This is a genomic window from Nocardia citri (assembly GCF_054065835.1).
On the sequence record NZ_JBSUQM010000011.1, the window covers coordinates 46,602 to 72,895 of the forward strand.

Consider the following 26,294-nt stretch of genomic DNA (forward strand, 5'->3'; position numbering starts at 1 on the left):
TGAGCGCCCAGGAAACAAGATCGGGTGGAACCCCAGAGTCGACCGCCCACCCGGGCTCGCACCCACCGTATAGCGTGAGCTGTGTGGACCTGCATGACCTGATCTCCCACCTGCCCGACGGCGCGATACTCACCGACGCCGACCTGCTGGCAGGCTATCGACAGGACTGGGCACGCGATCCGGGCGCCGGCGCACCGCTGGCCGTGGTCCGTGCGACCGGCACCGATGATGTCGCGGCGACATTGCGGTGGGCACATGAACACAAGGTCGCGGTGGTGCCGCGCGGGGCCGGATCCGGACTGTCGGGCGGTGCGACTGCCGTCGACGGTGGCATCGTGCTCAGCACCGAACGCATGCGCGCGATCACCGTCGACCCGGTCACCCGCACCGCGGTAGTTCAGCCCGGCCTGCTCAATGCGGAGGTCAAACGTGCGGTCGCCGAACACGGCCTGTGGTACCCACCGGACCCATCCTCCTTCGAAATCTGTTCGATCGGTGGCAATGCGGCCACCAACGCGGGCGGCCTGTGCTGTGTGAAATACGGCGTGACCACCGATTACGTGCTCGGCATGGAGGTGGTGCTCGCCGACGGCACGGTGGTCCGGCTCGGCGGACCCCGGCTCAAGGATTCGGCGGGCCTGTCGCTGACCAAGATGTTCGTCGGCAGCGAGGGCACGCTCGGGGTGATCACCGAACTCACCTTGCGACTGCTGCCCGCACAGCCGCCACAGTCCACTGTGGTAGCGACCTTCGCGACGCTGACCGCCGCCACCGACGCCATCCTCGGCATCACCGGCGCCCTGCGGCCCGCCATGCTCGAGTTCATGGATGCCGTCGCGATCAATGCGGTAGAGGACGAGCTGCGGATGGGTCTGGATCGCGAGGCCGCCGCGCTGCTACTCGCCCGTTCCGACGCACCAGGCGAATTCGCCGGGCACGAGGCCGAAGTCATGGCGGGCATCTGCGAAAAGTCCGGTGCCACCGAGGTTTTCCACACCGAGGATCCGACCGAAGGCGAAGCCTTCACCGCCGCACGGCGTTTCGCCATTCCGGCGGTCGAGAAGATCGGGACGCTCCTGCTCGAGGATGTCGGTGTTCCGTTGCCGCGGCTCGCCGATCTGGTCAACGGCGTCGCTGCTATCGGGGCACACAACGATGTGCTGGTTTCGGTGATCGCGCACGCCGGGGACGGCAATGCCCACCCGCTCATCGTGCATGATCCGGCCGACACGGATATGACCGAACGCGCGCACCGCGCCTTCGGCGAGATCATGGATCTGGCCATCGAACTCGGCGGCACCATCACCGGCGAGCACGGAGTGGGCCGTTTGAAGAAGGCGTGGCTGCCCGATCAGCTCGGACCCGATGTGATGGCTCTCACACGCCGGATCAAGGATGCGCTCGATCCGCATGGCATCCTCAATCCAGGAGCGATTCTGTAGACGGAACATTCCCGGCCGCTGAGGAGTTTCACCCGACCATGACCACCAGGCTCGAGCACAATGTCGCCGATACCCGATTCGAGATCTATATCGACGACACCCTCGCCGGGTACGCCGACTACGCCGAACGCGAAGACGCTGACCTCACCCGCCCCGTCGGCTCCGCCGACAACCACCCCCCTAAGGTGCGGGATTTCCACCACACCATGACCTTCCCGGAGTTCCGCGGCCGCGGCGTGGCCGCCCAGGTGGTCGAGTACGCGCTGCAGGATTCGCGCGCGGATGGCTTCGCCATCATCCCGACCTGCTGGTACGTCGAGAAGTACATCGCCGAGCACCGCGAATACGCCGATCTGGTCGCCTGATACGGATGGTCCGCGAGGATCGGACCGATTCCCGATCAGTTGCCTCGATGCCGCCCGACCGGCACCGGTTACCGCAAAAAGACCGGGTGTTCGAACCGCTCAGTGCTTCGGCGTGAACTCCCGGTCGGTATGCGTCATCAGCCTCGCAGCAGTGCGCGCGACATGACGACACGCTGGATCTGGTTGGTGCCCTCGTAGATCTGGGTGATCTTGCGGCCGGAAACCGGTGCCCTCGGGGAAGAGCGTGAAAATCTCGTCTGAGCTGGGCGGAAGGTTCTCCTTGGTTCTCACCTGTTCCGGGCGCTCCCCGGCCTCCCACGGCCTGTAGACGGCCTGGCTTTTGCAGCGGATAGATCGCCTATCCGCTGCTTTGGCATGTCCGACACCTACTCTCCCCGCTTCCTCATACTGGCCGATCCTGTGCTGAGGGAGGGTTAGTCAAGGGTGGCCTTCGGCCATCGCGTAGCGACGCGGTAGCGCCCTTTACTCACCCGGACTGAAGTCAGATCATGGGGCCATGAGGAGGCGGGACCCCGAGCCGGGATGTGTTCTCTAGGGGTGAGATTGGTGCTATCCGGCGCGGATGGAAAGGACATGCTGCCGCTACCGTCGATCAGCTGCCCGACATCGGGGGTGACGATGGTCGACTACCGCGGCGAGGGCTTGCGTCTGCGGGCACGTGTTCGGGTCGGTGTCGCCCAATTCCCCGACTGGGAATGGCCCGGAACGGACGGAGCCCGGTCGTAGTGCGGCAGCTGGTACCTCAACGGCACACTCCCCCGGTCCGTGACCGCTGCGGGTCGGGACCACAGCCAGTCGACCGGGCAGCCCGCCGGCCGTTTCGTGATCGGCTGCGGGAGGTAGGTCGGGTACGGCTCACGTCGCGCCCACACTTCCTCTGTTATTGCCAAAATGGCCAATCATGTCCTGGAGCGACATTGGAGGCGCAACGCGTCGCCGACGTGCCGACGCGCCCGGCGGCGAGGGACGAGCAAGACGGTTGCGCGTCGTAGCGCGGCGGCGGCGCGTAGCGCCGCCGCAGGCGCTCTTGATCCTGTATGGCTGAATTCGGCAGTGACCGCAGTACGTGCCGATGGCGCGTCTGGAAGCCAGTCACAGCCCAATTCCCGTAGCCCGATCAAACATCGCTCGCTGCTGCTGCCTGGTTCGTGGAATGGGCTGCGTTCCAAGGGTTCTGGTCGGCGGACTGGCGTAGGGTGATGGCACCTCTCTTCGAGGGGCGGTGGACATTGGTCCAGACACCGCGCCCAGGAGGGAGGTGGTGGGGATGGCGAAACATCGCCGGAGAAAGAGCAAGGCCCCGGTCGACTACGGCATCGTCTTGACGGTTGCTGCCGTGATCGCCGGGGCGCTCATGCTGGTCCGCTGGCTGCGGGCTAAGTAACCCATCAGGTGAGGCGTCGGTTGCACCCGGCGTCTCACCGCCCAGCATCACTCGCGTGACAGATTCAGTGTAAGTGGTGCCCTCAAGAAGTCGGTAGCGAATATCAGATTGCGCTGGTTGCCTGCTGTATCAGCGCCTTGGTGCGGTCCATTCGAGTAGCCAAAGAGTCGAGGGCTGACTGGATAGGGTCAACTGCAAGTTGGATCGCTGCGGTGTCCTTGGCGGGGAAGTTCTCCCCGAAGGGACTTAACGGTGTGGCGACGATACCTGTTGCGCCTGCGCGAACAGAGGCCGCAATTCGTCGGGACGACCCGTCCCAGAGTTGAAAGGCGTTGCCCGTAGCTTCGCGGATGGTACGTACCTGATCCGTGTTGATCTTGGCGAGCTTTCCGCCGACCGGTAAGACGTTGGCGGCGCGAGCATCGCGTGCGAGTGCAGCGTCGAAGACAGTACCGCCAAACATCGGATGGCTGTAAATAGCTGTGCCAGTTGGCAATTCGCGGATAAATTGCAGCGCGCTGACGTGGTCGCGATGCTGCAACACGGCCATCGGTGTGACCATCCGAGTTACAGCGTGCTCGATGTCCGCGGGTTCCCAGCAGCATGGAAGCAATCGAGCTGGCTCGGCGACATCAAGCCATAGGTCGATGATGGCGGCGCGTTCGTCGGGAGTCAGCAGGTCGCCTCGCGTGGTTGATCCCGAGAGAATGAGGTAATCGACCCAGGTTGCGGCGGCTCGCTCCGCGTACCTTCGCGTGGCGGCGAAGTCGATAGAACCATCGCTTGTCTGAATGGTGAGCGCGGGCACAACTACATCGAAGACGGTCACTCGGACTCCATGGCGCGGCGGATTGCGTCCGCTGATTCGGTTGGGGCGGACAATGATGTGTCGATGTTGAGGTGGGCGTCTTCCAGGAGCGGCGTAGCCTCCCATGCGGCAAGTCGGGCATCAACGTCGCCTGTGCCGCGTTCAACGATCCGCGATCGTGCGATATCGGGCGGGCACCACAGCTGCGCGATAATCCATGTTGTCTGAGGAAAGGCGCTGCGTACTGCGGAGATGACTTCAGGCTGCCCTGCATGGATGACGGGGATCGCATCGGCACTAATCATCTCAAGCAGATGACCGCGGTCAATGACATAGCGCGAGCCGTAACGTTCATTCTGCCAAATGATTTGGCCATGCTCCGCTAGAAGATCAAGCGCCTCAGGAGTCGTCATGCGGTATCCATCGGTCCTGCCAGGGCCAGCCTTCAGGCGGTAGTACAGCCGAAATCGGTGATCCGCAGTTGTAAGCGCAGCGGTGACTGTGTCCTTGCCGGATGCTGGTGCGCCATAGAGGATTACGCCGTGACTCATTGGGACGGTATCGCTTCCCGTCGGAACTTCTCGATCAGATGCTGGGCCTGCGTACGTAGTGGCTCGCTGTCCGGATCGTTTTCGATCACAACATGTTCAGCTGCGGGTCGGTATGACTCATCGATTCGAGCCGCGTATTCCTCCCAATGGGACAGCTTCCAGCCATCCCTGCCCGCACCCCGGTGCCGGAGATAAGTCAGCATCGTATCGGGGGTGCATCGGACCCAAGCGAATGTCGTATCGGCTCCTGATGTCGCTGCACGCGCGGTTGCGCGGTCGATCCAAGCCTTGTCATTGAATTCGCGGAGATACGGTGCAGCCGCGATCACCGAGTTGCCGCACTCGATGTTGTCCTGAATGACAGCGGCAAGGGCCTCGTATTCGCGTGGTCGAATTCGATTCAAATAGGTGTCGGATTCGCGATCGTTGATGCTCTCGCCCAGATCTTCAAGGGCCGGTTCGATGATCGGGCGTGCGATCGTGTCCTTGTCGAGGATTGCCCATCCGGTCTCGCGTGCAAGAACGCGGCCGAACTCGCTCTTGCCGCTCCCGGGGTACCCGCCGACGTAGACGACTCGTGGGCGTCCTGGGCGTACCGGTGTCGACATAGCCAAACTGAGCGCTGTCGGTGTAGTGACGACACGGCCTGATCGCTCACGACTCGCTACGTAGCCGTCGTCGGCTAGCTGGTCCATCGCTTTCGTGATCGTGAGCTGGCTGGCTTGCCATTGCTTCGCGAGTTCTCGGGTAGACGGAAGTCGTTGACCATCGCGCAGGCGGCCAGCCTCGATGTCGGCTCGGATGGCGTGAGCGATGCGCAAGTGGGCCGGTGGAACCGGGGTGTGGTCGGGACCGGTCACGGTGCTCCTTCGTGAGTAGCAGTTGCCTCTGTGAGGATAGCAGTCGTCTTTCCTCGCTTTACCTGGGCTTATGCCGAAGTGCGCAGTAGCTGCATATTCACTATGGAAAGTAGTTGCTTTCACTGGAAAGCAACTGCTACCGTAGTGATACGGCGCACACACGGTGCGGAAGTCAAGCCAAGGAGAAGCAATGGCAATCATGAGGGGTTACCGGTTCCCGATCGAGTTCAAGGATGCGTTCCCGCAGGGTTTGGTGCTGCTGGGGGAGATCACGCAGATGACGAAGTACAACCCGGATCCGCGTGCGGCGGTGGAGGGTGTTTTCGACTTCGACAAGGACGGGAACGGCACGGGGTTGCCGTTGTGGTCGGCGTCGGTGACCGACCCGCATGAGGGCAACGAGGGTAAGGCTGCGCGTGCCTCGTTCCAGATCGTGTTCGTCGCCTCGCATCAGCCGGTACCGGCGTCGAAGGAGATCGTTCCGGGTACCGGGATGCGGATGATCGAGCTGGAGGGTTTGACCGCCGAACCGGTGGTTGTCCGGCAGGGTTCGGGTGACAAGAACTTCTCGTATGTCACCTACAAGTTCCGGGCGACCGGGATCAAGGGCGACAACTCCGGTTCGAAGCAGGCTCCGGCCGATATCCCGGGTTCTAAGGCCGCGTAGTCATGAGGTTCAACGTGGCGACCGCGAGCATGCTGCTCGTTCGTGTGTTCGCGGTCATAACCATCGTCGGCGTCGGGGCTGCCGCGTTCCGGTTGTCCTTCGCCACGTTGCAAGACCTGGCCGTGCTGGCTCACATCCCGCGTGGTGATGCGTGGCTGCTGCCGGTCGTCATCGACGGCACGATCCTGCTGGCCACCCTGGGCACGTTGGTGCTGGCCAACAGCCCGGATCGCCGCTACTTCGTGCGGCTGTTGATCATCGGCGCGGCGGTGTCGATCGTGGGCAACTGCCTGCACGCGGTCGTCTCCGGCATCACCCTGCCGGTGTGGGCCTCGGCGGTCCTGTCGGCGACGGTGGCCGCTATCGCCCCGATATCGCTGCTCGCGGACACGCATGGCCTGGCTGTGCTGCTTCGTGCGGCACAACACAATTCGGCTCCAACACCTGTCCCGGCTGCTGCATCGGTCGCTGATGAGGTGGCTGACCAACCAACCCACGCCTCTGCGTCCGAACCCGTTGCCGCCGCTGTTGCGGAGCCGGTGGCGGTGGTGGCTCCTGTTCGTCCTCGTCCGGTTCCTACGCCGGTGCGTCCTGTTCGTCCTGTGCGGCCGGTGCAAGAAGCGCTGCCGCTGGCAATGTCCTGAGGAGTTCCCCATGTCCGAGAAGTTCTACCCACGGCACACAACCGGCGCCGACGATGACGTGCTGGTGACGATGGCCGCCCATCATGTCTCGTTCGAAGTCCATTACTGGAACGGCAAGCTGCACATCGATTTCGGTCCCGCGTGCGGGATGCAGCTGACGATCGAGCAAGCTCAGGGCCTGCGGAACCTGCTCGATCTCGGTATCGCTGACCTGCTGGAAGCACTCGCGGACCGGGAAGCCGCTCAGTCGCGTGTCGATCTGGTGAAGGCGGCGGCGTGATGATCACGAAAGTTGTACTCGCTGGGGTGTTGTTCGTCCCGCTGTTGGCCGCGACTGCCCCGGCTGCGATCGCGGCCCCGGAATCGCCTCGGTGCGTGATGTTTTGTGACGACCAGCACAAGCGTTCGCCGCGTGAGTGCGTGATGTTCTGCGATCAGCCTGCCCCGCCTGCGGATTCGAACGGCTGCCGCCTGTTCTGTGAGCTGGGCAAGCCCTCTGACGCTGAGGGGGCGTGATGTCGACAACGTTGGCGTTGCTGTCTGCTGGTGCGGCAACAGGTGCGGCGGTGCTGGCCTACTGGTCCCGGCTGGGTGCCGGTCCTGGTGCCCGTCCGGTCACCGCGGCGGATATCGCGGCTCAGGCGCCGCCCGGATTGGATACGGCAGTCTCGATTCTGGCGGACCCGCCGCAGACGAACCTGATGCTCGCCGCGCTGGGCCTGGGGTCGATCGAGGGCGGATTCCCCTACCTCGAGGGCTACTACTACACCGATCACGGCCTCGATGTGGACCTGTTGATGCTGGGTGGTCAGTCCCTGTCGGACTGGAACAACGACGAAGTTCTCGACCAGTTCGCCACCTATCTGCGTGTTCCCGGGGTGAGCGTGGTGTCACCCGAGCCCAGCTGGGTCCGTCTCCAGGTGCGGGTGTTCGACACCCTCGCTGCGCCGACAACGGTGTCGGAGGTGGTTCCGGGCGGGGTGGACCTGGAGGCGGTCCCGGTCGGGGTGACCGAGGACTTCGATACCTGGCGGCTGCGGGTCCTCTACGGGCACATCCTGCTCGCCGGTGCCACCGGTTCGGGTAAGGGCTCGGTGTTGTGGTCGCTGGTGGCGGGTCTCGGGCCTGCGATCAAGGCCGGGTTGGTGGATGTGTACCTGGGTGATCCCAAGGGCGGCGCGGAATTCGGCGCGGGTGAGGATCGGCTGTTCGTCCGCTTCGCCACCGACACGACCACGATCCTGGCGATGCTGCGCGAGGCCGAGCAGACCATGCGTGAACGACTCGCCGGGATGCGCCACGCCGGTATCCGCAAGCATGTCCCGACCCCGGATGAACCACTGATCCTGATCATCATCGATGAAGCGGCGGCGTTGTCGTCCTATGCCACCCGCGAACAGCAAGAAGAGTTCCGGCGCCTGACCGGGATGTTGCTGTCACAGGGCCGCGCTGCCGCGGTGTCGGTCGTGGCCGCGTTGCAGGACCCGTCGAAAGAGACGATGCCGAATCGGCAGTTGTTCCCGATCCGGATCGGGCTGCGCCTGGATGAACCGACCCAAACAACGATGGTGCACGGTCAAGGCTCCCGCGATCGTGGCGCCCACTGTGACCGGATCTCCGAGCACACGCCCGGTGTCGGTTATGTCGGCGAGGACGGCACCACCGAGTTCGTGCGGGTGCGGGCGTTCTGGGTCTCCGATGACGCGATCGACCGCATTGTCGAGCTCTACTCTCCGGCACCCGAAATCGTCGGTCCTACTGAGGATTACACGGGTTTCGATCCCGATGACCTCGGCGACGAGGGGCCGGTGGCGGCATGAAGCGCGGGTTCGTCACTGAATGCCATGTCGTCATCTACTGCGACGGCTGCGGCGACATCTACGCCGAAAACTCCGGTGAGTCGGTGTGTTTCGACTCCGTGCATCAGGCCGTGCACTACCTCAACGCTCGATCGGCTGGTGTCGGCTGGATCTACGACGGCGACAAGGTGCTCTGTGACGGCTGCCTGGCCGCTGCCCGCTGCGAAGACCACGGCCATTCCTTCCCTGAAGCCTGGCAGACCACGAAACGGCTGCTCGGCGTCTCCACCCGTTCGCGCACCTGCACGGTGTGCGGCGTCCCCGAAATCGAGGCTCTGTGATGACCATTCGCCGTACTCACGACATCGACGGTTTCGACTATGACGATATCGACGCTGTTCTCGACATCCGCTCGGTACGCCGCTGCCACCTGGAGCGTTCGGGCCTGGACTCGATCGCGGTCGCGGTGCACCTGCTCGCGGAAACCGGGGATCTTCCCGGCTGGGATGACGCCATCGACAACGACGGCGATCACTCCGATGAGTCCGATTGGCGGTGGGCGGCATGAGCGCCCGTAAGCCCGTGCAGTGGGGTGTGTTGATCGGTGAGCAGGTCAAACCCTTGCCGAAGGCCCGCAACGTCACTGACGCCACTCTCTACGCGAGCAATCTGAACACGGCTCGTGGATCGAAAGTGGTTGTGGTGTACCGGGATTCAGATGAAGAGTTGTGGCGTCGCTGGATCGATGAGGCACCGGTACCGACCCAATTGGGCCTCGACTTCGATATCCAACCCGCGGCGAGGGGGCTGCTGTGATGGCCACGAAAACCCAACAACGCGACACCGACCCGTCCGACGTGATCGCGCAGGCACTGCTGGAACTGGTGTGGCTGATCATCAAGGCTGTCGCGGTGATCGCCTGGTGGGCGGTGTTGTTCCCGATGGTGTCGCTGCCGTTGGGGTTGGCGGTCGCGGCCGGCCGTTTCCTCGGCTGGGGATGGGCTGTCGTGGTGGTCGGGGTGTCCATCGCGGGGATGGTGCTCTGGCGTGCGAAGCATCCGGAGACCTTCGAGCGGTGGATCACCTCGCGGGCACGGCACCGGTTCCTGACCTGGTGGCGCTACAGGCGTCGCTGGACCCGGCTCATGACGGCCTGCGGTCTGAGCATCGACCGGGGTGAGCACACCCTTATCCCACCGTTGCGCAGTGTGGAGGTCGGCGATTCGGTGGACCGGTTGCGGGTGCGGATGCTGGAAGGCCACTGCCCCGCCGACTGGGAAAACCGTGTCGAGCACCTGGCACACGCCTTCGGTGCCCTGGAATGCCGCGCCACCATCGCCGGTCCCGCAACCGTGGAACTGGTGATGCGGCACTCGGATTCACTCGCCGAAGCGATCGAGCTGCCCCGTATCGACGGTGGCCACTGGTGGAAGGACGCTGCCTGATGACCAACACCGACACCACCACGGAAGCCAAGAGCCGCGAAACCGCGGCCGAGCGTCGCGCCCTGCCCAACCTGTATGAAGTCGCCGTCGCTGCGGCCGAGAAATTCGGGGTGTGCGTGCGACCGGTCACGATGCGTACCGAGGATCCGCACACCGGGACCGTCTCCTACATCGGGGCACCCTGCAAGGCAACCGTGGCATCGGTGTGCAAGCCGTGTGCGGACAAGGCCCGCTATCTGCGGATCACCCAATGCCGGGAAGGCTGGCACGCCGATACCGAACCGGTGGCCGAGAAGCGTGAACCGACCGAGTGGCAAACCGAATTGCTCACCGCCAGAGCCGATCTCGCGACCCAATACTTGGAGGCGAAAGACGACGGCGACGAAGATCTGATGGCCGCGATCCGGGAAATCGTCGCCGATCTCGACAAGGAATTGCGGGCCTGTGGTCTGCGTGGCCCGCTGCCCGCACTGGATCCGAAACCGGCCAAGCGGCGTGCTCGTTCCACCAAGCGGCGCCAGGATGTGCCGGATCTGCCGCGTAAGAAGGTCACGCGCAACACCATCGGGCGTATCTATGGCGGCAAGTACCGGCCCTCGATGATGGTCACCCTCACCATGCCGTCCTATGGTGCGATCAACCACGATGGCGCGGTCGACAAGGACGGCAAGCCCTGCTCGGATGGGTCCCCGCGTCGGCCCGATGAGTACGACTACCCGAGCGCCGCACGGGACATCGTGTTCTTCTCGGCGTTGTTCGACCGCTGGATTCAGAACCTGCGCCGCGCGGTCGGCTACGACGTGCAGTACTTCGCGGCCGTGGAACCGCAAAAGCGTGGTGCCCCGCACATTCACGTGCTGCTGCGGACCGCGATCCCGCGCGACATCCTGAAACTGGTCACCGCGGCGACCTACCACCAAGTGTGGTGGCCGCACTTCGACCCGCAGAACGAGGTGTATTCCGGGGATCGGATGCCGGTCTGGGACCACAAGGTGATGACCTTCGTGGACCCGGACACGAAGGCACCGTTGCAGGGCTGGGATGACGCCCTGGACGTTCTCGACACCATCGATGACCTCGAACCGGCCTACACCGTGCAGTTCGGGGCACGCATGGACCCCGGCGACATCCGCGGCCATGTTCCCGGCAAGGACGCCGACCGCGCCATCGGCTACGCCACGAAATACCTCACCAAGTCGATCAGCGAGGTCCTGGACACCGATTCGGTGCGCACCTCCGTGCACTACGACCGGTTACACACCGAGCTCAAACACACCCCGTGCTCACCGAAATGCGCGGTCTGGTTGCGGTACGGCATCGTCCCCAAGGGCGCCAGCGACAAAACCATTCCCGGACGCTGCAAGGGCAAAGCCCACCGCCGAGATACCCTCGGCCTGCCCGGTCGCCGGGTCTTGGTCTCGCGGCGGTGGAGCGGCAAGACCCTCTCGGATCACAAGGCCGACCGTGCCGATTTCGTTCGGCAACTCCTGGCCGATGTCGGCATCGTCAAACCCGACACCAGCCATGTGAAGGTCACCCCGGTCGAACCCGGCGACCAATCCCGGCCCCTGCGCGAACACCTGATCATGGCCGCCATATCCCAACGAACCACATGGCGCGCCGAGTACCTGAAAGCCAGGATGGCCGCGAATCCATAAGGCATGCAAGAAGATTCAGAAATTCGGCAAGTAGCGTAGGGGGATAACGGTGGAACTACCCGACAATCGGATGTGGACAGTGGAGGAAGCTTCCTACTTCCTCGGTGTACCTATCAAGACGCTCTATCAGTGGAAGTGGGCGGGAGGCGGACCGCCGGTCAAAAAGGTGGGTCGTCACCTGCGCTACAACCCGGCGAGACTTCGCGCATGGGCTGATCAGGATGAGGCTGCCTGATGGGCCACGTAGACGATCGCTGGTGGCGGCCGACACGTGATGAGGATGGCAAGGTCATCGTCAATGGGCGCGGCAAACCGGTCATGGAAAAGACCGAACTGTACGGGCGTGGTCTGCGTTACCGCGTTCGCTACATCGACCCGGACGGTGCGGAACGATCCAAGTCGTTTCCGGATCGGCAACGCAAACGCGCCGATGATTTCCTGATCGAGGTCGAGTCGGACAAGCGCGAGGGTAAATACATCGACCCACGAGCTTCGCGTAAGACGTTTCGGCAACAGGCGGAAAGCTGGTTCAAGGCACAGTCATCTGATCCGGCCACCCGAGAGGCGCTGCGGAGTCGGTTGGAACGGCAGATCTATCCGGCTCTAGGCAGTTTCACGTTCGACACGATCGAAAAGCCTTCGACTATTCGCGATTTCGTCGCCGGAATGATCGAGCGAGGGTTGTCCGAAAACTATCAAGCGGTGCTATTCACCATCGTGTCATCGGTGTGTGACTCGGCGGTGGACGACAAGGTGATCCGCCGGAATCCCTGCAAGGTGAAGACGGTTCGGCGCCCGGTCGCTCGTAGCCCGAAAGTAGTTGTCTGGCCGGAGGATCGCTTGCACACAGTGAGATATGGGATGGAGCCCCGGTTCGGGATCGTGGCCGATCTCGGTGCTGGTGCTGGACTTCGGCAAGGCGAGATTCTGGGTTTCTCTCCCGACGATGTCGACCGCGATGCGAAGGTCATCCGGGTAGAGCGCCAGATCAAGACTGTCGATGGTGTCATGATGTTCGCTCTCCCCAAGGGCGGCAAGACTCGGACTGTGCCGGTGGCCGATGCGGTGCTCACGGGGATTGACGACCATTCGTGGCAATTTCCTCCGAGCGTGGTGACCTTGCCATGGGGTAAGCCGGATGGCGAGCTGGTGACGGTGCGGTTGCTCATGACCGGTGAGGCGGGTCGGCTCTACACCGGCGACCTGTTCACGAAGGTGGTATGGCAGGCCGCATTCCGGAATGTGGGTCTGGAGTATCGCCCACGGATCGACGGCATGCACGCATTGCGGCACCTGTTTGCGTCGATGCTGTTGGCGGATGGTTGCTCGGTCACCGAGCTGGCCGAGTACCTCGGCCATGAAGATCCGGGATTCACGTTGCGCGTTTATACGCACCTGGTGCCGTCGAGCTATGAGCGTGCACGGCGTGCGATCGAAGGCATGTTCAGTAGACGGCCCGCACTCCTTGACGGCCTGTGGACGGCCTAGAGATGCGACACCTGATCAGCACGAACCGCCCTCGATCGGCGGAATCAGCCTCTGAGCAGTGCGCGCGACATGACGACACGCTGGATCTGGTTGGTGCCCTCGTAGATCTGGGTGATCTTGGCGTCACGCATCATCCGCTCCACCGGGAAGTCGGTGGTGTAGCCCGCGCCGCCGAAGAGCTGCACGGCATTGGTGGTGACCTCCATGGCCACGTCGGAGGCGAAGCACTTGGCGGCGGCGGAGATGAAGCCGAGGTTCTTCTCGCCGCGCTCGGCGCGGGCCGCGGAGGTGTAGACCATGAGGCGGGCGGCCTCGATCTTCATCGCCATATCAGCGAGCATGAACTGGGTATTCTGGAAATCGGCGATCGCGGCGCCGAACTGCTTGCGGTCCTTGGTGTACTCGATCGCGGCGTCGAGCGCGCCCTGCGCGATACCGACGGCCTGGGCTCCGATCGTCGGACGGGTGTGGTCGAGGGTCTGCAGCGCGGTCTTGAAGCCGGTGCCCGGCGCGCCGACGATGCGGTCACCCGGCACCCGGCAGTTCTCGAAGTACAGTTCGGCGGTCGGCGAGCCCTTGATGCCGAGCTTGTGCTCGAGCGGGCCGACGACGAAGCCCTCGTCATCCTTGTGCACCAGGAATGCGGAGATGCCGTTGGCACCCTTGTCCGCATCGGTTACCGCCATGACGGTGTACCAGGAAGACTTGCCGCCGTTGGTGATCCAGCATTTGGAGCCGTTGATGATCCAGTCGTCGCCGTCCTGCTTGGCCCGGGTGCGCATGCCGGCGGCATCAGAGCCGGCCTCTCGTTCGGACAGCGCGTAGGAGGCCATATCGCCGTTGACGATGTCCGGCAGCACCTTCTGCTTGAGCTCGTCGGAGCCGTTGAGGATCAGGCCCATCGTGCCGAGCTTATTGACCGCCGGGATCAGCGAGGACGAACCGCAGGCGCGGGCGACCTCTTCGATCACGATGCAGGTGGCGACCGAGTCCGCACCCTGGCCGCCGTAGGCCTCGGGCACGTGCACCGCATTGAAGCCCGTGGCGTTGAGCGCGGTCAGTGCCTCCTCCGGGAAGCGGGCGTTGCCGTCGACGTCCTTGGCGTACGGAGCGATTTCCTTCTCCGCCAGTCCGCGGATGGCCGCACGCAGTTCATCGTGGAAGTCCTCGAGCTGGAAGAGGTTGAAATCGGGGTTCCCCGCCATGGGACACACTCCTGTTTGTCGGTCGCGATTGTGCTGAATCGGAGTTTCCAGCGCTCGACACTCAGTGCCAAGATTTCATTCAATATACGCCCAGAAAACACGTCAAGTGGCCTGGCAAACCGGCACTCAGTGTCATATAGGGCATAAGTTGACTCTCATCACAACCTACCGAGCTGCCGTGTCACCAGGTCCGCCACCTGCCGCGGCGGCATATCCCTCGGAAACACCGCGACCACCATCTCCGTCGACCCCGACCCGCGCCCACGCGGAATCGCCGACAACTCCTCGCGCAGATCCGCCGTTCCCGCATCCGACTCGCCGCGCACCATACGCCGCAGCAAGTAGTTGTGGGTGGCCGTCACCGCAGCCGTGAATTGCACCCGCGCCAGATCCGGCACCTCCGGCAGCCGCTCGCGCAGATAGTCGGTGAACAACCGCTGGTACCGGAACACGGTCACGATCTCGCGCTCGCGCAGTGCGGGAACCTTCCGCACCACCCGATACCGCCGCTCGGCGATCTCGCGCCACTGGGTGAAACGCTCGAATACCTGCACGACCGCGGCGCATACCGCCGCCCAGGGATCCCCCTGCGCCGCCGCCAGGAACTCCGCCGCCTTCGCCAGCTGCGACTCGTGATCGGCGAAAATCACATCCTCCTTCGACCGGAACTGCCGAAAGAACGTCCGCCGCGAAATCCCCGCAGCCTCCGCGATCTCATCCACGGTCGTCGCCTCATACCCTTGCTCGGCGAACAACCGCAATGCTTGATCCACCACGGTCAGCCGAAACCTGGCCGCATCGTCGCCAGTACGCCCCCGAACGGTTTCCTCGATAGCCACCGCATCACCGTACTGAGCCCGGCCGATACCGGATCCGCATGGCTGAATACCGACGCCGGAATCGTCAGCCGAGAAGTTTGGTGCGCAGGGCTTCGTCCTTTTCCAGGACCATGGTTTCCAGGCCGGCCTGAAACTGTTCCATGCGGGTGCGCAGGGCGGGGTCGTTGCTGGCCAGAATGCGGGCGGCGAGCAGTCCCGCGTTACGGGCGCCGCCGATGGAGACGGTGGCCACCGGGACGCCCGCTGGCATCTGGACGATGGACAGCAGCGAGTCCATGCCGTCGAGATATTTGAGCGGAACCGGCACCCCGATGACCGGGAGCGGGGTAGCGGAGGCGACCATGCCGGGCAGGTGGGCGGCACCGCCCGCACCCGCGATGATGACCTTCAGGCCACGGCCCGCCGCCTCGCGCGCATAGTCGAGCATGCGCTGCGGTGTACGGTGCGCCGAGACGACACCCACCTCGAAGCGAATATCGAACTCCGCCAAGGCGATCGCGGCGGCCTCCATGGTCGGCCAGTCGGAGTCGCTGCCCATGATCAGGCCAACTTGCGCATTACTCACCGTGGGGATCCCATCCGTCGGTCCACATTGCGTGCGACATCCAATGCGCCGCGCGCTCGGCCTGCTCCCGCACCGCGGCGACGTCGTCGCCGAGCACGTTGACATGCCCGATCTTGCGATCCGGGCGTTCGCCCTTGCCGTACAGGTGCACCTTCGCCTGCGGCAATCTGGCGAACAGGTGGTGCAGCCGCTCGTCCATCGACATGGTCGGCGCCTCGGCCGCGCCGAGAATATTCGCCATCACCGTGACCGGCGCCAGCGGACTGGTATCGCCGAGCGGATAGTCGAGCACCGCGCGCAGATGCTGTTCGAACTGTCCGGTGCACGCGCCGTCCATGCCCCAGTGACCGGAGTTGTGCGGGCGCATGGCCAGTTCGTTGATCAGGATGGTGCCATCATTGGTTTCGAAGAGTTCGACCGCCATCGCACCGACCACACCGAGTTCCGCGGCAAGGTTGAGTGCGAGGGTCTCGGCCTGCGCGGCCAATTCGTCGCTCAGGTCCGGCGCGGGCGCGATCACCACAGCGCACTGACCGTTGCGCTGCACCGTCTCCACCACCGGCCAGGTCGCGGCCTGACCGAACGGCGAGCGCGCCACCATCGCCGACAGTTCGCGCTTCAAGTCCACCTTGGCCTCCGCGAGCAGCTGCACCCCGTGCGCCAGCTGATCGGACACGATCGTCTCGGCCTCGGCCGTCGACGCCGGCATCCAGACACCGCGCCCGTCGTAACCGCCGCGCACCGCCTTCAGCACGATCCGCCAGTCGTGTTCGTCACCGAATCGCACCACATCCGCCACCGCGGTGACCGGCACGAAGGCGGGCACCGGCAATCCGAGCTCGGACAGCCTGGTCCGCATGGCCAACTTGTCCTGCGCGAAGACCAGCGCATGTGGCGGCGGCTGCACGTTCACGCCCTCCGCGACCAGCGCCTCCAGATGTTCGGTCGGCACATGCTCGTGATCGAAGGTGAGCGCGTGCGAGCCGACAGCGGCCTTGCGCAGCGCGGTCAGATCGGTGTGGCTGCCGAGTACGACTTCGGGGCTCACCTGTGCGGCCGGGTCATCCGGATTCTCGGCCAGCACCCGCAGCCGCTGCCCCAGCGCGATGGCGGCCTGGTGCGTCATACGCGCGAGCTGGCCACCACCGATCATGGTGACGGTGGGCATGGCGGCAGGATCGAATGAACGGCGGGAGGTCACGCCTCCCGTGGAGACGGTGTTGATGATTCGCTCGCTCACGTCGTGCCATCTTGTCATGTCCGAGCGCGGGGATCCCTACCGGTACACTCGGGCCTTGTGTCTTTCGTCGACGATGTGGTCAACGTCCTCCCCAAGCCCCTGCGGGAGATCGCTTACCGTCACCACGAGCTGATCAAATTCGCCGTCGTCGGCGCGACCACCTTCATCATCGACTCGGGCATCTTCTATGTGCTCAAGTGGACCGTGCTGGAGACCAAGCCGGTCACCGCGAAGATCATCTCCGGTGTGATCGCGGTCATCTGCTCCTACATCCTCAACCGCGAATGGTCGTTCAAGAACCGCGGCGGCCGCGAGAAGCACCACGAGGCACTGCTGTTCTTCGGCGTCAGCGGCGTCGGCGTCGTGCTGAGCTTCATGCCGCTGTGGATCTCCAGCTACGTCTTCGACCTACGCCAGCCCGATGTGAGCTTCACCGTCGAGAACATCGCGGACTTCATCAGCGCCTTCGTCATCGGCAATCTGCTGCAGATGGCGTTCCGCTTCTGGGCGATGCGACGCTGGGTGTTCCCGGACGAAATCAGCGAACTCGTCGAGGAATTCGAGGACCTGCTCGAGGAAGACCAACTCGACCGCAGCTAGCGCGGCTCAGGCACCTGCGCGCCGTTCGACGTGCGCTGTGACGCACTGGATCCGAGGAACATCGCGAACAGCGCGGGACGGCGGCGCTGCAATTCCAATCGTCCACCATCCGCCTCGATGAGCGCCCTGGCGAGGGCGAGCCCTACACCGGTCGAGCCGCCGGCGGAGAAGCCGCGGTCGAAGATGTGCGGCGCGAGTTCGTCACGAATGCCATCGCCCTCGTCGGCGACTTCCACCACCACCAGGGGCTCGCGATCACTGACCGTCCGCACCGTGCGCACCGATACCGTGCAGGTGCCGCCGCCGTGCATCAACGCATTGTCGACCAGCACGGCGAGTGCTTCGCGCAGCCGGGAACCGGTGATCGGCGCGCGCAGCGATTCGTCGCCGATCAGCCGCAGGATCCGGCCCGCCTCGGTGAACGGATGCGACCATTCCTCGACGACACCGCGCAGTTCGTCCATGACGGGTACCGGATCGCGATCGGCGGCGTCCTCGTCACGGGAGGCCCGGACCAGATCGTCGATCGCGTCGGTCAGCCGGTCGACCTGTGCCATCGCCTCCTCGGCCTCGTGCACCACGGCCGGATCGGAATGCTCGGACAATTCGTCCAGCCGCAATCGCACCGCGGTCAAGCGACTGCGCAGTTGATGGGAAACGTCCGCGACCAGTGCGTGCTCACGCTGCAACCGCCCGGCGATCTCGACGGTCGCCGAATCGAGCACATCGGAAACGCGGTCCAGTTCGGAAATCCCGTGCCGCCGCGGATCCGGCCGGAAGTCACCCATAGCCAGTCGGGCGGCACGGGCCGCCACGTCACGCAGCGGATCGGCGACCCGGCGCGCGGTGATCATCGCCACCGATACCGCCGCGCCCAGTGAGGCGAGCACCGCGACCGCCACCACCGCGACGGCCTGGATCTGCCGCGCATGCATCGGACCCGATGGCACCTCGAGGCGCAGCGACCCCTTCGTGCCCATCGCCAGCGATTGCACCACGGGATCGTGGACCTGCTCCGCGCCGATATCGAGCCGGGAGGCATTGTCCTGCGGCGCCGGATAGATGATCGTCAGCTTGCCGTCTTTGGGGATCAGCGGGCGCACCAGGCGGGTATCGAGTTCGCCGAGCACCATCCCGTCACCGTGTTCCTGGGCGATGATCTCCGCGGCGATCCGCTCCAGTCGGCTCTCCAGATCCTTGCGGGTGATGTCTTCGACCCACAGCCACGCGGTGTAGATCAGCGGGACGCCGAGCACCACCGTGGTAATGGTCAGCACGGTGAGGATCGATCGCAGGATTCTGCGCCTCATATCAGTTGTGCCACATCATCAATCGGTGTTCAGCCGGAAACCGACACCGCGCACGGTGACGATGCGTCGCTCGGCCATCGGGCCTTCGTCGCCGATCTTGCGGCGCAGCCAGGACATGTGCATATCCAAAGTCTTCGAACCGCGCAGCTCGGCGTCGCCCCACACCTCGCGCAGGATCGTTTCGCGCGGCACCACTTGGCCCGCCCGATCGATCAAGACCTTGAGCAGCTCGTATTCCTTATTGGCCAAGCCGACTTCGACGCCGTTCACCAGCACCCGGCGCGCCGCGGGCTCCAGCCGGATACCGCCGACCTCGACCGCCTCGTCACCGATTCCGCTGCGCCGCAGAAGCGCTCGCACTCGGGCAAGCAACTCGGCCAAGCGGAACGGTTTGCCGACATAGTCATCGGCACCCGCATCCAAGCCGACGACGAAATCCACCTCGTCGGTACGCGCGGTGAGCATCAGCACGGCCAGATCGGCACCGCGGGCGCGCACCTGACGGCACACCTCGAGCCCGTCCATACCGGGTAGGCCCAGATCGAGGATGAGCAGATCGTGATCGCCCTCCAATGCGCGTTCGAGCACCGCGGGCCCGAAGCGTTCCACGGTGACCGAATAGCCTTCGCGCCCAAGCGCCCGCGACAGCGGTGCGGCGATGGCCTCATCGTCCTCGGCCAGCAGTACGGCGGTCATATGCTCAGATTACGGACCTGCACCGGCAGATCATCGGTAACTGCCCCCGGGTGTGCCGCTGCGGCCGCGGTCGTCCCAGCGCGGATCGCGGTCCCTGGACTCCTCGAACACCTGGCGGTACAGCAGTGCGTGCACCTGCTGCACCTGTGGGATGTCGTCGTATTCGAGCGGTTCCTCGGAGGAAGATCCGATGATCAGGGTGCCGGTGCCGAGCAAGCGATCGAACAGCCCGTGCCGGAACTGCACACTGGAAATCCGGCTCATCGGGATATCGATGCCGGTGTGGGTGATCACGCCCTGCCGGATGAGCACCCGGCGGTCGGTCACGATGAAGTGTGTCGACTTCCAGCTGATAATCCGTGCGACACAACGCCATCCGACGATGCCGAGCCAGACGACCAGCACCACGATCAGCAAAACCGAACGGGTCGTGCCTTCGGTCCTGCGCCAGATCAGCCCCCCGGCGAATCCGGCCAGTGCGGTCGCGACAATGAGCGTCACGATCGGCCAGAACAGCATTTTCCAATGCGGATGACGATGGAGTATCAACTGCTCGTCCGGGGCGAGCACCTCCTCCGGATAACCCATGCCCGAACCCTACCGCGAGAACATGCCGGAAAGCGTGGACAGCGGCGCGTGCCGTGCTGCACAATCGGCACCCTGCCACCGTCGCGACCTCGCAAGAGCCTCTCGAGTAACCTCGAGATTCCGCACAGGATCGCTCCATAGCCTTCGAGCCGGCGGCAACCGCTCGACCCGGCTCTGTCGTTCGACCAGCTCTCGTTTTGTTCTGCTCAATGCTCTGCCTGTGAAAAGACAAGTCCGGCTTGACAAGACGTCGAAAACGAACCGTGGAGGCGTGTGTGACCAAGGATCTGACCCAGCTGCAAATCCTGAAAGAACTCGAACCGGTGGCCGAACAGAATCTCAACCGCCATCTGTCGATGGCCAAGGACTGGCACCCGCACGACTATGTTCCCTGGGACGAGGGTCGCAACTTCGCCGCGATGGACGGCACGGACTGGGCGCCGGAGCAGTCCAAGCTGAACGAGGTCGCCAAGGCCGCGATGATCACCAATCTGCTCACCGAGGACAATCTGCCCTCCTACCATCGTCTGATCGCCGAGAACTTTTCCCAGGACGGCGCGTGGGGCAGCTGGATCGGGCGCTGGACGGCCGAGGAGAACCGACACGGCATCGTCATGCGTGACTACCTTGTGGTCACCCGTGGCGTCGATCCGGTCGCACTCGAACAGGCGCGCATGATCCATATGACCCGCGGCATCCCCTCGCCCGCGTACTGGGGCGGATTCCTCGTCAATGTCGCGTACGTGACGTTCCAGGAGCTGGCCACCCGGGTCAGCCACCGCAATACCGGCAAGGTCTGTGACGACCAGGTCGCCGATCGCATGCTCCAGCGCGTCGCGGCCGACGAGAACCTGCACATGATCTTCTACCGTGACATGTGCGGCGCGGGCTTGGATCTGGTCCCCGACCAGGCTATGGCGGCGATCACCCAGATCCTCGCCAACTTCATCATGCCCGGCTTCGGCATGCCCAACTTCCGCCGCAACGGCGCGCTGATGGCCAAGCACGGCATCTACGATCTGCGCCAGCACCTCGAAGAGGTGGTGGCGCCAGTGTTGAAGAAGTGGAACATCTTCGACCGCACCGACTTCGGACCACGCGGCGAACGGGCTCGGCAGGAACTCGCGGAATTCCTCGAGAAGCTGGAAAAGGACGTCCTCAAGTTCGAGGAACAGCGCGATCGCCTACTCGCCCGTGAGGCGGCGCGCGGCATTATGCAACCGGTCTGATCCGCCGATGCCGTTATCGCGCAACGGCGCCCCGGGCGGGGATTCATGGGTCCCCGCAAGGGGTGCGGATTCCGGGCGGGATCAGTAGCCGGGGCGCAGGTGGGTTACGTCGGCGGCGGAAACGACATGCTCGCCGATGCGTAGGCGGCCCGCGGTGTCGACATCGGTGGCAATGCCCTCGAGGGTCTGGCCGCCGGGTAATTCGGCGCGGACGGGTGCGCCCAGGGTGGCGCAGAGGTCGCGGTAGACGCCGATCAGGTCGGTGGTGTCCCAACCCGCGTCGCGCCACGCGGTGAAGCGGCGGGCGAATTCGGCCAGCAGCGACCGCACGAGCTCGGTGCGGTCGGTCATCTTCGCCCCCGCCAGCATAAGCGAAGTGGCATGCGGCACCGGCAGTTCCGCCTCGGTGAGACTGACGTTCAGGCCGAGCCCGACGACAACGGCGGGCGCGCCGCCACCGGAAGCGACTTCGGCCAGGATGCCCGCGACTTTGCGGCCATCGATCAGCACATCGTTGGGCCACTTCAGATTCGCGTCCACACCGGCGCTCGAGCGCAGCGCGTCCACCACGGCGACACCGGTGAGCAGCGGCAGCCAGCCGAGCGCGGCCGGCTCGATGCCGCGCAGCCGCACCAACATCGACATCGCTATCTGTGCGCGCGGCGGGCTGATCCAGGTCCGCGCATGCCGACCCCGGCCGTGCTCCTGAGTTTCGGCGAGCAGTACCGCGTGGTCGGCGTCGGCCTGCCCGGCCCGAGCGATCAGGTCCGCATTGGTGGACCCGGTCGACTCCACCACATCGATGTGGGAGAAAAACGACAGCGCCGGCGACTCGATGAGACTGCGCCGCAACTGCTCTGCATCCAATGGTGGCCTGTGCACACCGGCAGGCTATCCGACGAGGTCGTATTCGCGAATCGGTGCCGCGACGCGCATGCCGTCATCGGATTCGGCGTCGACCTCCGCCCACTCCCGCGGATCCACCACCGTCGGCTCGGTTTCCACGAGCTGCCAACCGGTCCACGAGGTCGCCGCGGCGTGCTCGGCTACCCTGCTGCTCCAACCCCACATGATTTGCTCCTCAGCTAGATTTGAGCTGCCCTCCCACGCACCCCTGTTGCCCCTTACTCGCTGAAATGCGAACGTCCTGAGGGTATCCGGGCACCGCCCGGCAGCTCCACTGATTTTCCCGGCATCGAGTGCCGCGTTCGGTTCGGTAATCGACCAGGAAGTTTGCGGTCATTCACCGACTGGAACATGATCTAGCTGCGGTTTTCTACTGACCGGTAAGCGGCACTCGGTTACCGAGAAGCACTGGCACTGGTTACACTCCGGAGCCATGACGAGTGTCCAGCACCAGCCCGCATCGGAATCGGCGGGCGCCCCCGATATCCACACCACCGCTGGGAAGCTGGCTGATCTACGGAATCGGTTGGAAGAGGCCAAACACCCGATGGGTGAGGCCGCGGTCGACAAGGTGCACGCCAAGGGCAAGATGACCGCCCGCGAGCGCATCCTCGCACTGCTGGACGAGGGCTCCTTCGTGGAACTGGACGCGCTGGCCCGCCACCGCAGCGTGAACTTCGGGCTGGAGCACAACCGCCCGCTCGGCGACGGCGTGGTGACCGGCTACGGCACCATCGACGGGCGCGACGTCTGCATCTTCAGCCAGGATGTCACCGTCTTCGGCGGCAGCCTCGGCGAGGTCTACGGCGAGAAGATCGTCAAGGTGATGGATCTGGCGCTCAAGACCGGTCGCCCGCTGATCGGCATCAACGAGGGCGCTGGCGCGCGCATCCAGGAGGGTGTCGTCTCGCTGGGCCTCTACGGCGAGATCTTCCACCGCAATATCCAGGCCTCCGGCGTGATCCCGCAGATCTCGCTGATCATGGGCCCGGCCGCCGGTGGACACGTCTACTCGCCCGCGCTGACCGACTTCGTCGTCATGGTCGATGGCACCAGCCAGATGTTCGTCACCGGACCGGATGTCATCAAGACGGTCACCGGTGAGGACGTCACCATGGAAGACCTCGGCGGTGCGCACACCCACATGACCAAATCCGGTGTCGCGCACTACGTCGCCTCCGGCGAGCAGGACGCGCTGGACTACGTCAAGGATCTGCTGAGCTACCTGCCCAGCAACAACCGCGCCGAGGCCCCGCGCTTCCCGGCCACCGACCCGATCAACGGCTCCATCGAGGATTCGCTCACCGACGAGGACCTCGAGCTGGACACGATCATCCCGGATTCGCCGAACCAGCCCTATGACATGCACGAGGTCATCCGCCGGCTGCTCGACGACGACGAATTCCTCGAGGTGCAGGCCGAGCGCGCGATGAACATCGTCGTCGGCTTCGGCCGGATCGACGGCCGCAGCGTCGGCATCGTCGCCAACCAGCCGACCCAGTTCGCGGGCTGCCTCGATATCGACGCTTCGGAGAAGGCCGCGCGCTTTGTGCGCACCTGTGACGCCTTCAATATCCCGATCATCACGCTGGTCGATGTTCCCGGCTTCCTGCCCGGTACCGGCCAGGAATACAACGGCATCATCCGGCGCGGTGCGAAGCTGCTCTACGCCTACGGCGAGGCCACTGTGGGCAAAATCACGATCATCACTCGCAAGGCTTACGGCGGCGCCTACGACGTCATGGGTTCCAAGCATATGGGCGCCGATGTGAACCTCGCCTGGCCGAGTGCCCAGATCGCGGTGATGGGTGCCTCCGGCGCCGTTGGTTTCGTCTACCGCAAGCAGCTGCAAGAGGCCGAGAAGAGCGGAAACGATGTCGACGCGCTGCGTCTCGAGTTGCAGAACGAGTACGAGGACACCCTCGTGAACCCCTATGTGGCCGCCGAGCGCGGGTACGTCGACGCGGTCATTCCGCCCTCGCACACCCGCGGTCAGATCGTCTCGGCGCTGCGTCTGCTCGAACGCAAGATGGTCTCCCTGCCGCCGAAGAAACACGGCAACATTCCGCTGTGATCAAGCGATAACCTCGATGCCCGCGCACACTGGTTGCAGAGACGCGATGAGTCGATTCGGGGATGATGATGTCTTCGACTAGGGCATGGGCTCGATCGAAAAAGAGAGAGGATCTGGCACCTGTGACGACCGTGGCAGATGATGATGTGTTGACCGCCGTCGAACTGGACCTCACAGTCGACCCGATCGCGGATGCGGTCGATGCGACGGCAACTCCGGCGTCGGCGGTGGCCGAGCAGCCGTTCATCCAAGTCATCAAGGGTGCGCCGACCGATGAGGAAATCGCGGCGCTGGTATGTGTACTGTCGGCGGCCGCGAACAGCGCCGCACCCAGCGGACCGGGCGGTCCGTCCGACTTCTGGGGTCGCCCGACCCTGATGCACCGCGGCACCTCGCCGTACTCTCCGTACGCTTTCCCGCAACTGTCACACCTGCGCGACTGATCGGATGACGAGACTCGTTCTCGCCTCCGCGTCGCCCGCCCGCCGCGCGGTGTTGCGCTCGGCGGGCATCGAACCCGTCGTCCGAATCTCCGATGTCGACGAGGACGCCGTTGCCGCGGCACTGCCGCCCGGTACGGCGCCCGAAGTCGTCGTGGTAGAACTCGCGCGGGCCAAGGCACGTTCGGTGGCCGCCACGATTCCGGACTTCGCCGCCGATTGCGTTGTGGTCGGCTGTGATTCGATGTTGCTGGTCGACGGCGAGCTGCAGGGCAAACCGCATACCCCCGAGGTGGCGCGGGCCCGCTGGTCCGACATGGCTGGGCACAGTGCGGATCTCATCACCGGCCATTGCGTCCTGCGCATGCGCGACAGCGAAATCGTCGCCGAGTCCGTCGACTGCAGTTCCACCACAGTGCATTTCGCCAAACCCGAACCCGAAGAGCTGGATGCCTATATCGCTTCCGGCGAGCCCTTGCGGGTCGCCGGTGCATTCACCCTCGATGGTATGGGTGGTTGGTTCGTCGATCGCATCGATGGCGATCCGTCGAGCGTTATCGGAATAGGACTACCACTGTTGCGCCGACTGCTTGGCGACGTTGGGGTCGGCATTGCGCAGCTGTGGCGGCACTCGCCCAGTTGAGGGCGGCGCGATCCGCGGCTCCACCCCGGCCTCCGCGCCGATCGGCACCGGCGTCGCGTCACGCTCCGGCTCTCGCCGTGCCATGAGCCCCAATCGGACCATGCAGAGTTCCGGCTCGACGAACGGTTGCAGCCGGACATTCACCTCGCCGCGCACGCCGTTGCGGTCGAGCACTTCTTTGATCAGGCCTAGGTGCACACCGCAGACCACCTCGGAATGCGTGCGGGCGAGTTCGCGCAGCGGGCAGGCGGTGAGCCGGATCAAGACCTGCTCATCGGTGTCGGCGGCCGCATCGCGCTCGGGTGCGAAACCGAGTTCGGACATCAGCGTCATGGTGACGTCCTTGGCGTCCTCCAGTGATTCGACCGTATGGTCGCCCGCGTCGAGTTTGGCGCCCCAGGCGCGTCCGGCGGCAATGGCCGCCTCGGAGCGACGCCGCAGATCCGGACCGAGCTGGTCGGCGAGCACCTGGGCCAGTTCCTGATAGCCAACCGATCGCTGAACCGCGCTGTAACCGATGCGTGGGCGTCCGCGCCCACGTGGTGGTTGTTGGAACTGCCTTACCAGCGATTCCCTGGTAAGTACATCCAGATGGAACCGAACAGTGGTGACGTGCTGTCCGGTGATTCTGGCCAGTTCTTGGGCGTCGAGAGGTTCGCTGGCGCCACGTAGGATCGCGAGCAGTCGACGCCTCGGCCAAGAATCGGACATAGCTCACCCCTCCTCCCAGGAGACTTTATCGGATGAGGGTGCGATTTATTCGCCCATTCAGCCGATTGTGATCTGAAATGAGTTTCACCAACGCCTCACTCCCGACATCGGCGTGA

General features: G+C 64.5%; 29 protein-coding genes and 3 pseudogenes. 18 read left to right on the plus strand and 14 right to left on the minus strand.

Translation table 11 applies throughout. The features are described 5' to 3' along the window. Positions 1 to 83: 83 nt before the first annotated feature. Both ACW2Q0_RS17400 and ACW2Q0_RS17405 read left to right on the plus strand, forming a co-directional pair. Positions 84 to 1,442, plus strand: a complete 1,359-nt coding sequence (locus tag ACW2Q0_RS17400; protein ID WP_457191316.1) for an FAD-binding oxidoreductase — start codon at positions 84 to 86, stop codon at positions 1,440 to 1,442. A 29-nt stretch (positions 1,443 to 1,471) separates the two neighbouring features. Further along, a pseudogene (locus ACW2Q0_RS17405) lies at positions 1,472 to 1,807 on the plus strand (GNAT family N-acetyltransferase); the annotation flags it as partial. A 137-nt stretch (positions 1,808 to 1,944) separates the two neighbouring features. Here ACW2Q0_RS17405 and ACW2Q0_RS17410 read toward each other — a convergent pair. From ACW2Q0_RS17410 to ACW2Q0_RS17425, 4 genes and pseudogenes are all read right to left on the minus strand, one after another. Then, positions 1,945 to 2,019, minus strand: a pseudogene (locus tag ACW2Q0_RS17410) (hypothetical protein); the annotation flags it as partial. 1,296 nt (positions 2,020 to 3,315) lie between these two features. Continuing rightward, a complete protein-coding gene (locus tag ACW2Q0_RS17415; RefSeq protein WP_457191318.1) occupies positions 3,316 to 4,041 on the minus strand; it encodes a hypothetical protein in 726 nt (241 codons plus the stop codon). Continuing rightward, positions 4,038 to 4,433, minus strand: coding sequence for a kinase (locus ACW2Q0_RS17420; protein ID WP_457191320.1), 396 nt, complete (start codon positions 4,431 to 4,433; stop codon positions 4,038 to 4,040). Before ACW2Q0_RS17420 ends, ACW2Q0_RS17415 begins: the two co-directional genes overlap by 4 nt. Positions 4,434 to 4,567: 134 nt before the next feature. After that, positions 4,568 to 5,431, minus strand: coding sequence for a GntR family transcriptional regulator (locus ACW2Q0_RS17425; protein ID WP_457191322.1), 864 nt, complete (start codon positions 5,429 to 5,431; stop codon positions 4,568 to 4,570). A gap of 190 nt (positions 5,432 to 5,621) precedes the next feature. On the opposite strand from ACW2Q0_RS17425, the gene ACW2Q0_RS17430 reads away from it, so the two are divergent. The 11 genes from ACW2Q0_RS17430 (at position 5,622) to ACW2Q0_RS17480 (ending at position 13,132) form a co-directional block, all read left to right on the plus strand. Beyond that, positions 5,622 to 6,098 (plus strand): hypothetical protein, encoded by a 477-nt coding sequence (locus ACW2Q0_RS17430; protein WP_457191324.1) that lies wholly within the window; start codon positions 5,622 to 5,624, stop codon positions 6,096 to 6,098. Between the two features lie 2 nt (positions 6,099 to 6,100). Then, complete coding sequence (locus ACW2Q0_RS17435) at positions 6,101 to 6,742, plus strand: DUF2637 domain-containing protein (protein ID WP_457191326.1); 642 nt, start codon at positions 6,101 to 6,103, stop codon at positions 6,740 to 6,742. A 10-nt stretch (positions 6,743 to 6,752) separates the two neighbouring features. Beyond that, entirely contained in the window at positions 6,753 to 7,022 is a 270-nt protein-coding gene (locus tag ACW2Q0_RS17440; protein WP_457191328.1) for a hypothetical protein, read from the plus strand. 235 nt (positions 7,023 to 7,257) lie between these two features. Then, positions 7,258 to 8,562, plus strand: coding sequence for an FtsK/SpoIIIE domain-containing protein (locus ACW2Q0_RS17445; RefSeq protein ID WP_457191330.1), 1,305 nt, complete (start codon positions 7,258 to 7,260; stop codon positions 8,560 to 8,562). After that, positions 8,559 to 8,882 (plus strand): hypothetical protein, encoded by a 324-nt coding sequence (locus ACW2Q0_RS17450; protein WP_457191332.1) that lies wholly within the window; start codon positions 8,559 to 8,561, stop codon positions 8,880 to 8,882. The genes ACW2Q0_RS17445 and ACW2Q0_RS17450 overlap by 4 nt, the downstream gene beginning before the upstream one ends. Beyond that, a complete protein-coding gene (locus ACW2Q0_RS17455; protein WP_457191334.1) occupies positions 8,882 to 9,109 on the plus strand; it encodes a hypothetical protein in 228 nt (75 codons plus the stop codon). Before ACW2Q0_RS17450 ends, ACW2Q0_RS17455 begins: the two co-directional genes overlap by 1 nt. After that, positions 9,106 to 9,357: a hypothetical protein gene (locus tag ACW2Q0_RS17460; protein ID WP_457191336.1), complete on the plus strand. Its 252-nt coding sequence runs from the start codon at positions 9,106 to 9,108 to the stop codon at positions 9,355 to 9,357. Before ACW2Q0_RS17455 ends, ACW2Q0_RS17460 begins: the two co-directional genes overlap by 4 nt. Further along, positions 9,357 to 9,986 (plus strand): hypothetical protein, encoded by a 630-nt coding sequence (locus ACW2Q0_RS17465; RefSeq protein ID WP_457191338.1) that lies wholly within the window; start codon positions 9,357 to 9,359, stop codon positions 9,984 to 9,986. The genes ACW2Q0_RS17460 and ACW2Q0_RS17465 overlap by 1 nt, the downstream gene beginning before the upstream one ends. Further along, positions 9,986 to 11,644 carry a replication initiator gene (locus ACW2Q0_RS17470; RefSeq protein WP_457191340.1) on the plus strand — a complete coding sequence of 553 codons (1,659 nt, stop codon included), beginning with the start codon at positions 9,986 to 9,988 and terminating at the stop codon, positions 11,642 to 11,644. The genes ACW2Q0_RS17465 and ACW2Q0_RS17470 overlap by 1 nt, the downstream gene beginning before the upstream one ends. A gap of 70 nt (positions 11,645 to 11,714) precedes the next feature. Continuing rightward, the gene (locus tag ACW2Q0_RS17475) at positions 11,715 to 11,879 is read left to right on the plus strand and encodes a helix-turn-helix domain-containing protein (RefSeq protein ID WP_457191557.1); all 165 of its coding nucleotides are present in this window, start codon (positions 11,715 to 11,717) and stop codon (positions 11,877 to 11,879) included. Then, positions 11,879 to 13,132, plus strand: coding sequence for a tyrosine-type recombinase/integrase (locus ACW2Q0_RS17480; RefSeq protein ID WP_457191342.1), 1,254 nt, complete (start codon positions 11,879 to 11,881; stop codon positions 13,130 to 13,132). Before ACW2Q0_RS17475 ends, ACW2Q0_RS17480 begins: the two co-directional genes overlap by 1 nt. A 44-nt stretch (positions 13,133 to 13,176) precedes the next feature. On the opposite strand, the gene ACW2Q0_RS17485 is transcribed toward ACW2Q0_RS17480, so the two are convergent. The 4 genes from ACW2Q0_RS17485 to ACW2Q0_RS17500 form a co-directional block, all read right to left on the minus strand. Continuing rightward, on the minus strand, positions 13,177 to 14,337 hold the full coding sequence (locus ACW2Q0_RS17485) for an acyl-CoA dehydrogenase (protein WP_457191344.1): 1,161 nt from the start codon (positions 14,335 to 14,337) through the stop codon (positions 13,177 to 13,179). A gap of 158 nt (positions 14,338 to 14,495) precedes the next feature. Further along, positions 14,496 to 15,176: a TetR family transcriptional regulator gene (locus ACW2Q0_RS17490; protein WP_457191346.1), complete on the minus strand. Its 681-nt coding sequence runs from the start codon at positions 15,174 to 15,176 to the stop codon at positions 14,496 to 14,498. A 64-nt stretch (positions 15,177 to 15,240) separates the two neighbouring features. Beyond that, complete coding sequence (gene purE, locus ACW2Q0_RS17495; RefSeq protein WP_457191559.1) at positions 15,241 to 15,750, minus strand: 5-(carboxyamino)imidazole ribonucleotide mutase; 510 nt, start codon at positions 15,748 to 15,750, stop codon at positions 15,241 to 15,243. Beyond that, the gene (locus tag ACW2Q0_RS17500; protein ID WP_457191561.1) at positions 15,734 to 16,909 is read right to left on the minus strand and encodes a 5-(carboxyamino)imidazole ribonucleotide synthase; all 1,176 of its coding nucleotides are present in this window, start codon (positions 16,907 to 16,909) and stop codon (positions 15,734 to 15,736) included. The genes purE and ACW2Q0_RS17500 overlap by 17 nt, the downstream gene beginning before the upstream one ends. Before the next feature lie 129 nt (positions 16,910 to 17,038). Between ACW2Q0_RS17500 and ACW2Q0_RS17505 the strand changes: the two are divergent. Next, a pseudogene (locus tag ACW2Q0_RS17505) lies at positions 17,039 to 17,518 on the plus strand (GtrA family protein); the annotation flags it as partial. Positions 17,519 to 17,577: 59 nt separating this feature from the next. Here the strand turns inward: ACW2Q0_RS17505 and ACW2Q0_RS17510 are convergent. The 3 genes from ACW2Q0_RS17510 to ACW2Q0_RS17520 are packed head-to-tail and all read right to left on the minus strand — an operon-like array spanning position 17,578 to position 20,175. Continuing rightward, entirely contained in the window at positions 17,578 to 18,891 is a 1,314-nt protein-coding gene (locus ACW2Q0_RS17510; protein WP_457191347.1) for a sensor histidine kinase, read from the minus strand. A gap of 18 nt (positions 18,892 to 18,909) precedes the next feature. Beyond that, the gene (locus ACW2Q0_RS17515) at positions 18,910 to 19,587 is read right to left on the minus strand and encodes a response regulator transcription factor (RefSeq protein ID WP_040686995.1); all 678 of its coding nucleotides are present in this window, start codon (positions 19,585 to 19,587) and stop codon (positions 18,910 to 18,912) included. Between the two features lie 30 nt (positions 19,588 to 19,617). After that, the gene (locus tag ACW2Q0_RS17520) at positions 19,618 to 20,175 is read right to left on the minus strand and encodes a PH domain-containing protein (RefSeq protein ID WP_457191350.1); all 558 of its coding nucleotides are present in this window, start codon (positions 20,173 to 20,175) and stop codon (positions 19,618 to 19,620) included. A 275-nt stretch (positions 20,176 to 20,450) separates the two neighbouring features. Between ACW2Q0_RS17520 and ACW2Q0_RS17525 the strand changes: the two genes are divergently transcribed. After that, on the plus strand, positions 20,451 to 21,404 hold the full coding sequence (locus tag ACW2Q0_RS17525) for an acyl-ACP desaturase (RefSeq protein ID WP_457191352.1): 954 nt from the start codon (positions 20,451 to 20,453) through the stop codon (positions 21,402 to 21,404). An 81-nt stretch (positions 21,405 to 21,485) separates the two neighbouring features. Here ACW2Q0_RS17525 and ACW2Q0_RS17530 read toward each other — a convergent pair whose 3' ends face one another. Continuing rightward, positions 21,486 to 22,286: a biotin--[acetyl-CoA-carboxylase] ligase gene (locus ACW2Q0_RS17530; protein ID WP_457191354.1), complete on the minus strand. Its 801-nt coding sequence runs from the start codon at positions 22,284 to 22,286 to the stop codon at positions 21,486 to 21,488. Positions 22,287 to 22,295: 9 nt separating this feature from the next. Next, on the minus strand, positions 22,296 to 22,475 hold the full coding sequence (locus ACW2Q0_RS17535) for a hypothetical protein (protein WP_457191356.1): 180 nt from the start codon (positions 22,473 to 22,475) through the stop codon (positions 22,296 to 22,298). Between the two features lie 268 nt (positions 22,476 to 22,743). Between ACW2Q0_RS17535 and ACW2Q0_RS17540 the strand changes: the two genes are divergently transcribed. The 3 genes from ACW2Q0_RS17540 (at position 22,744) to ACW2Q0_RS17550 (ending at position 25,467) form a co-directional block, all read left to right on the plus strand. Beyond that, the gene (locus ACW2Q0_RS17540) at positions 22,744 to 24,384 is read left to right on the plus strand and encodes an acyl-CoA carboxylase subunit beta (protein WP_457191357.1); all 1,641 of its coding nucleotides are present in this window, start codon (positions 22,744 to 22,746) and stop codon (positions 24,382 to 24,384) included. Positions 24,385 to 24,506: 122 nt separating this feature from the next. Then, positions 24,507 to 24,827, plus strand: coding sequence for an acyl-CoA carboxylase subunit epsilon (locus tag ACW2Q0_RS17545; RefSeq protein WP_457191359.1), 321 nt, complete (start codon positions 24,507 to 24,509; stop codon positions 24,825 to 24,827). A 4-nt stretch (positions 24,828 to 24,831) separates the two neighbouring features. Beyond that, positions 24,832 to 25,467: a Maf family protein gene (locus ACW2Q0_RS17550; RefSeq protein ID WP_457191361.1), complete on the plus strand. Its 636-nt coding sequence runs from the start codon at positions 24,832 to 24,834 to the stop codon at positions 25,465 to 25,467. On the opposite strand, the gene ACW2Q0_RS17555 is transcribed toward ACW2Q0_RS17550, so the two are convergent. Next, entirely contained in the window at positions 25,393 to 26,178 is a 786-nt protein-coding gene (locus ACW2Q0_RS17555; RefSeq protein ID WP_457191363.1) for a helix-turn-helix transcriptional regulator, read from the minus strand. The genes ACW2Q0_RS17550 and ACW2Q0_RS17555 overlap by 75 nt on opposite strands. Between the last annotated feature and the right edge of the window lie 116 nt (positions 26,179 to 26,294).

Excerpts from the sequence above, each read along its gene's own strand:
- ACW2Q0_RS17475 (WP_457191557.1), top strand. The coding sequence starts at position 11,715 with ATGTGGACAGTGGAGGAAGCTTCCTACTTCCTCGGTGTACCTATCAAG.
- ACW2Q0_RS17420 (WP_457191320.1), bottom strand. The coding sequence starts at position 4,433 with ATGACGACTCCTGAGGCGCTTGATCTTCTAGCGGAGCATGGCCAAATC.
- ACW2Q0_RS17460 (WP_457191336.1), top strand. The coding sequence starts at position 9,106 with ATGAGCGCCCGTAAGCCCGTGCAGTGGGGTGTGTTGATCGGTGAGCAG.
- ACW2Q0_RS17465 (WP_457191338.1), top strand. The coding sequence starts at position 9,357 with ATGGCCACGAAAACCCAACAACGCGACACCGACCCGTCCGACGTGATC.
- ACW2Q0_RS17455 (WP_457191334.1), top strand. The coding sequence starts at position 8,882 with ATGACCATTCGCCGTACTCACGACATCGACGGTTTCGACTATGACGAT.
- ACW2Q0_RS17535 (WP_457191356.1), bottom strand. The coding sequence starts at position 22,475 with ATGTGGGGTTGGAGCAGCAGGGTAGCCGAGCACGCCGCGGCGACCTCG.
- ACW2Q0_RS17450 (WP_457191332.1), top strand. The coding sequence starts at position 8,559 with ATGAAGCGCGGGTTCGTCACTGAATGCCATGTCGTCATCTACTGCGAC.
- ACW2Q0_RS17430 (WP_457191324.1), top strand. The coding sequence starts at position 5,622 with ATGGCAATCATGAGGGGTTACCGGTTCCCGATCGAGTTCAAGGATGCG.
- ACW2Q0_RS17515 (WP_040686995.1), bottom strand. The coding sequence starts at position 19,587 with ATGACCGCCGTACTGCTGGCCGAGGACGATGAGGCCATCGCCGCACCG.
- ACW2Q0_RS17510 (WP_457191347.1), bottom strand. The coding sequence starts at position 18,891 with ATGAGGCGCAGAATCCTGCGATCGATCCTCACCGTGCTGACCATTACC.
- ACW2Q0_RS17555 (WP_457191363.1), bottom strand. The coding sequence starts at position 26,178 with ATGTCCGATTCTTGGCCGAGGCGTCGACTGCTCGCGATCCTACGTGGC.
- ACW2Q0_RS17440 (WP_457191328.1), top strand. The coding sequence starts at position 6,753 with ATGTCCGAGAAGTTCTACCCACGGCACACAACCGGCGCCGACGATGAC.
- ACW2Q0_RS17480 (WP_457191342.1), top strand. The coding sequence starts at position 11,879 with ATGGGCCACGTAGACGATCGCTGGTGGCGGCCGACACGTGATGAGGAT.
- ACW2Q0_RS17540 (WP_457191357.1), top strand. The coding sequence starts at position 22,744 with ATGACGAGTGTCCAGCACCAGCCCGCATCGGAATCGGCGGGCGCCCCC.
- ACW2Q0_RS17445 (WP_457191330.1), top strand. The coding sequence starts at position 7,258 with ATGTCGACAACGTTGGCGTTGCTGTCTGCTGGTGCGGCAACAGGTGCG.
- ACW2Q0_RS17520 (WP_457191350.1), bottom strand. The coding sequence starts at position 20,175 with ATGGGTTATCCGGAGGAGGTGCTCGCCCCGGACGAGCAGTTGATACTC.
- ACW2Q0_RS17470 (WP_457191340.1), top strand. The coding sequence starts at position 9,986 with ATGACCAACACCGACACCACCACGGAAGCCAAGAGCCGCGAAACCGCG.
- ACW2Q0_RS17485 (WP_457191344.1), bottom strand. The coding sequence starts at position 14,337 with ATGGCGGGGAACCCCGATTTCAACCTCTTCCAGCTCGAGGACTTCCAC.
- ACW2Q0_RS17500 (WP_457191561.1), bottom strand. The coding sequence starts at position 16,909 with ATGCCCACCGTCACCATGATCGGTGGTGGCCAGCTCGCGCGTATGACG.
- ACW2Q0_RS17435 (WP_457191326.1), top strand. The coding sequence starts at position 6,101 with ATGAGGTTCAACGTGGCGACCGCGAGCATGCTGCTCGTTCGTGTGTTC.
- ACW2Q0_RS17550 (WP_457191361.1), top strand. The coding sequence starts at position 24,832 with ATGACGAGACTCGTTCTCGCCTCCGCGTCGCCCGCCCGCCGCGCGGTG.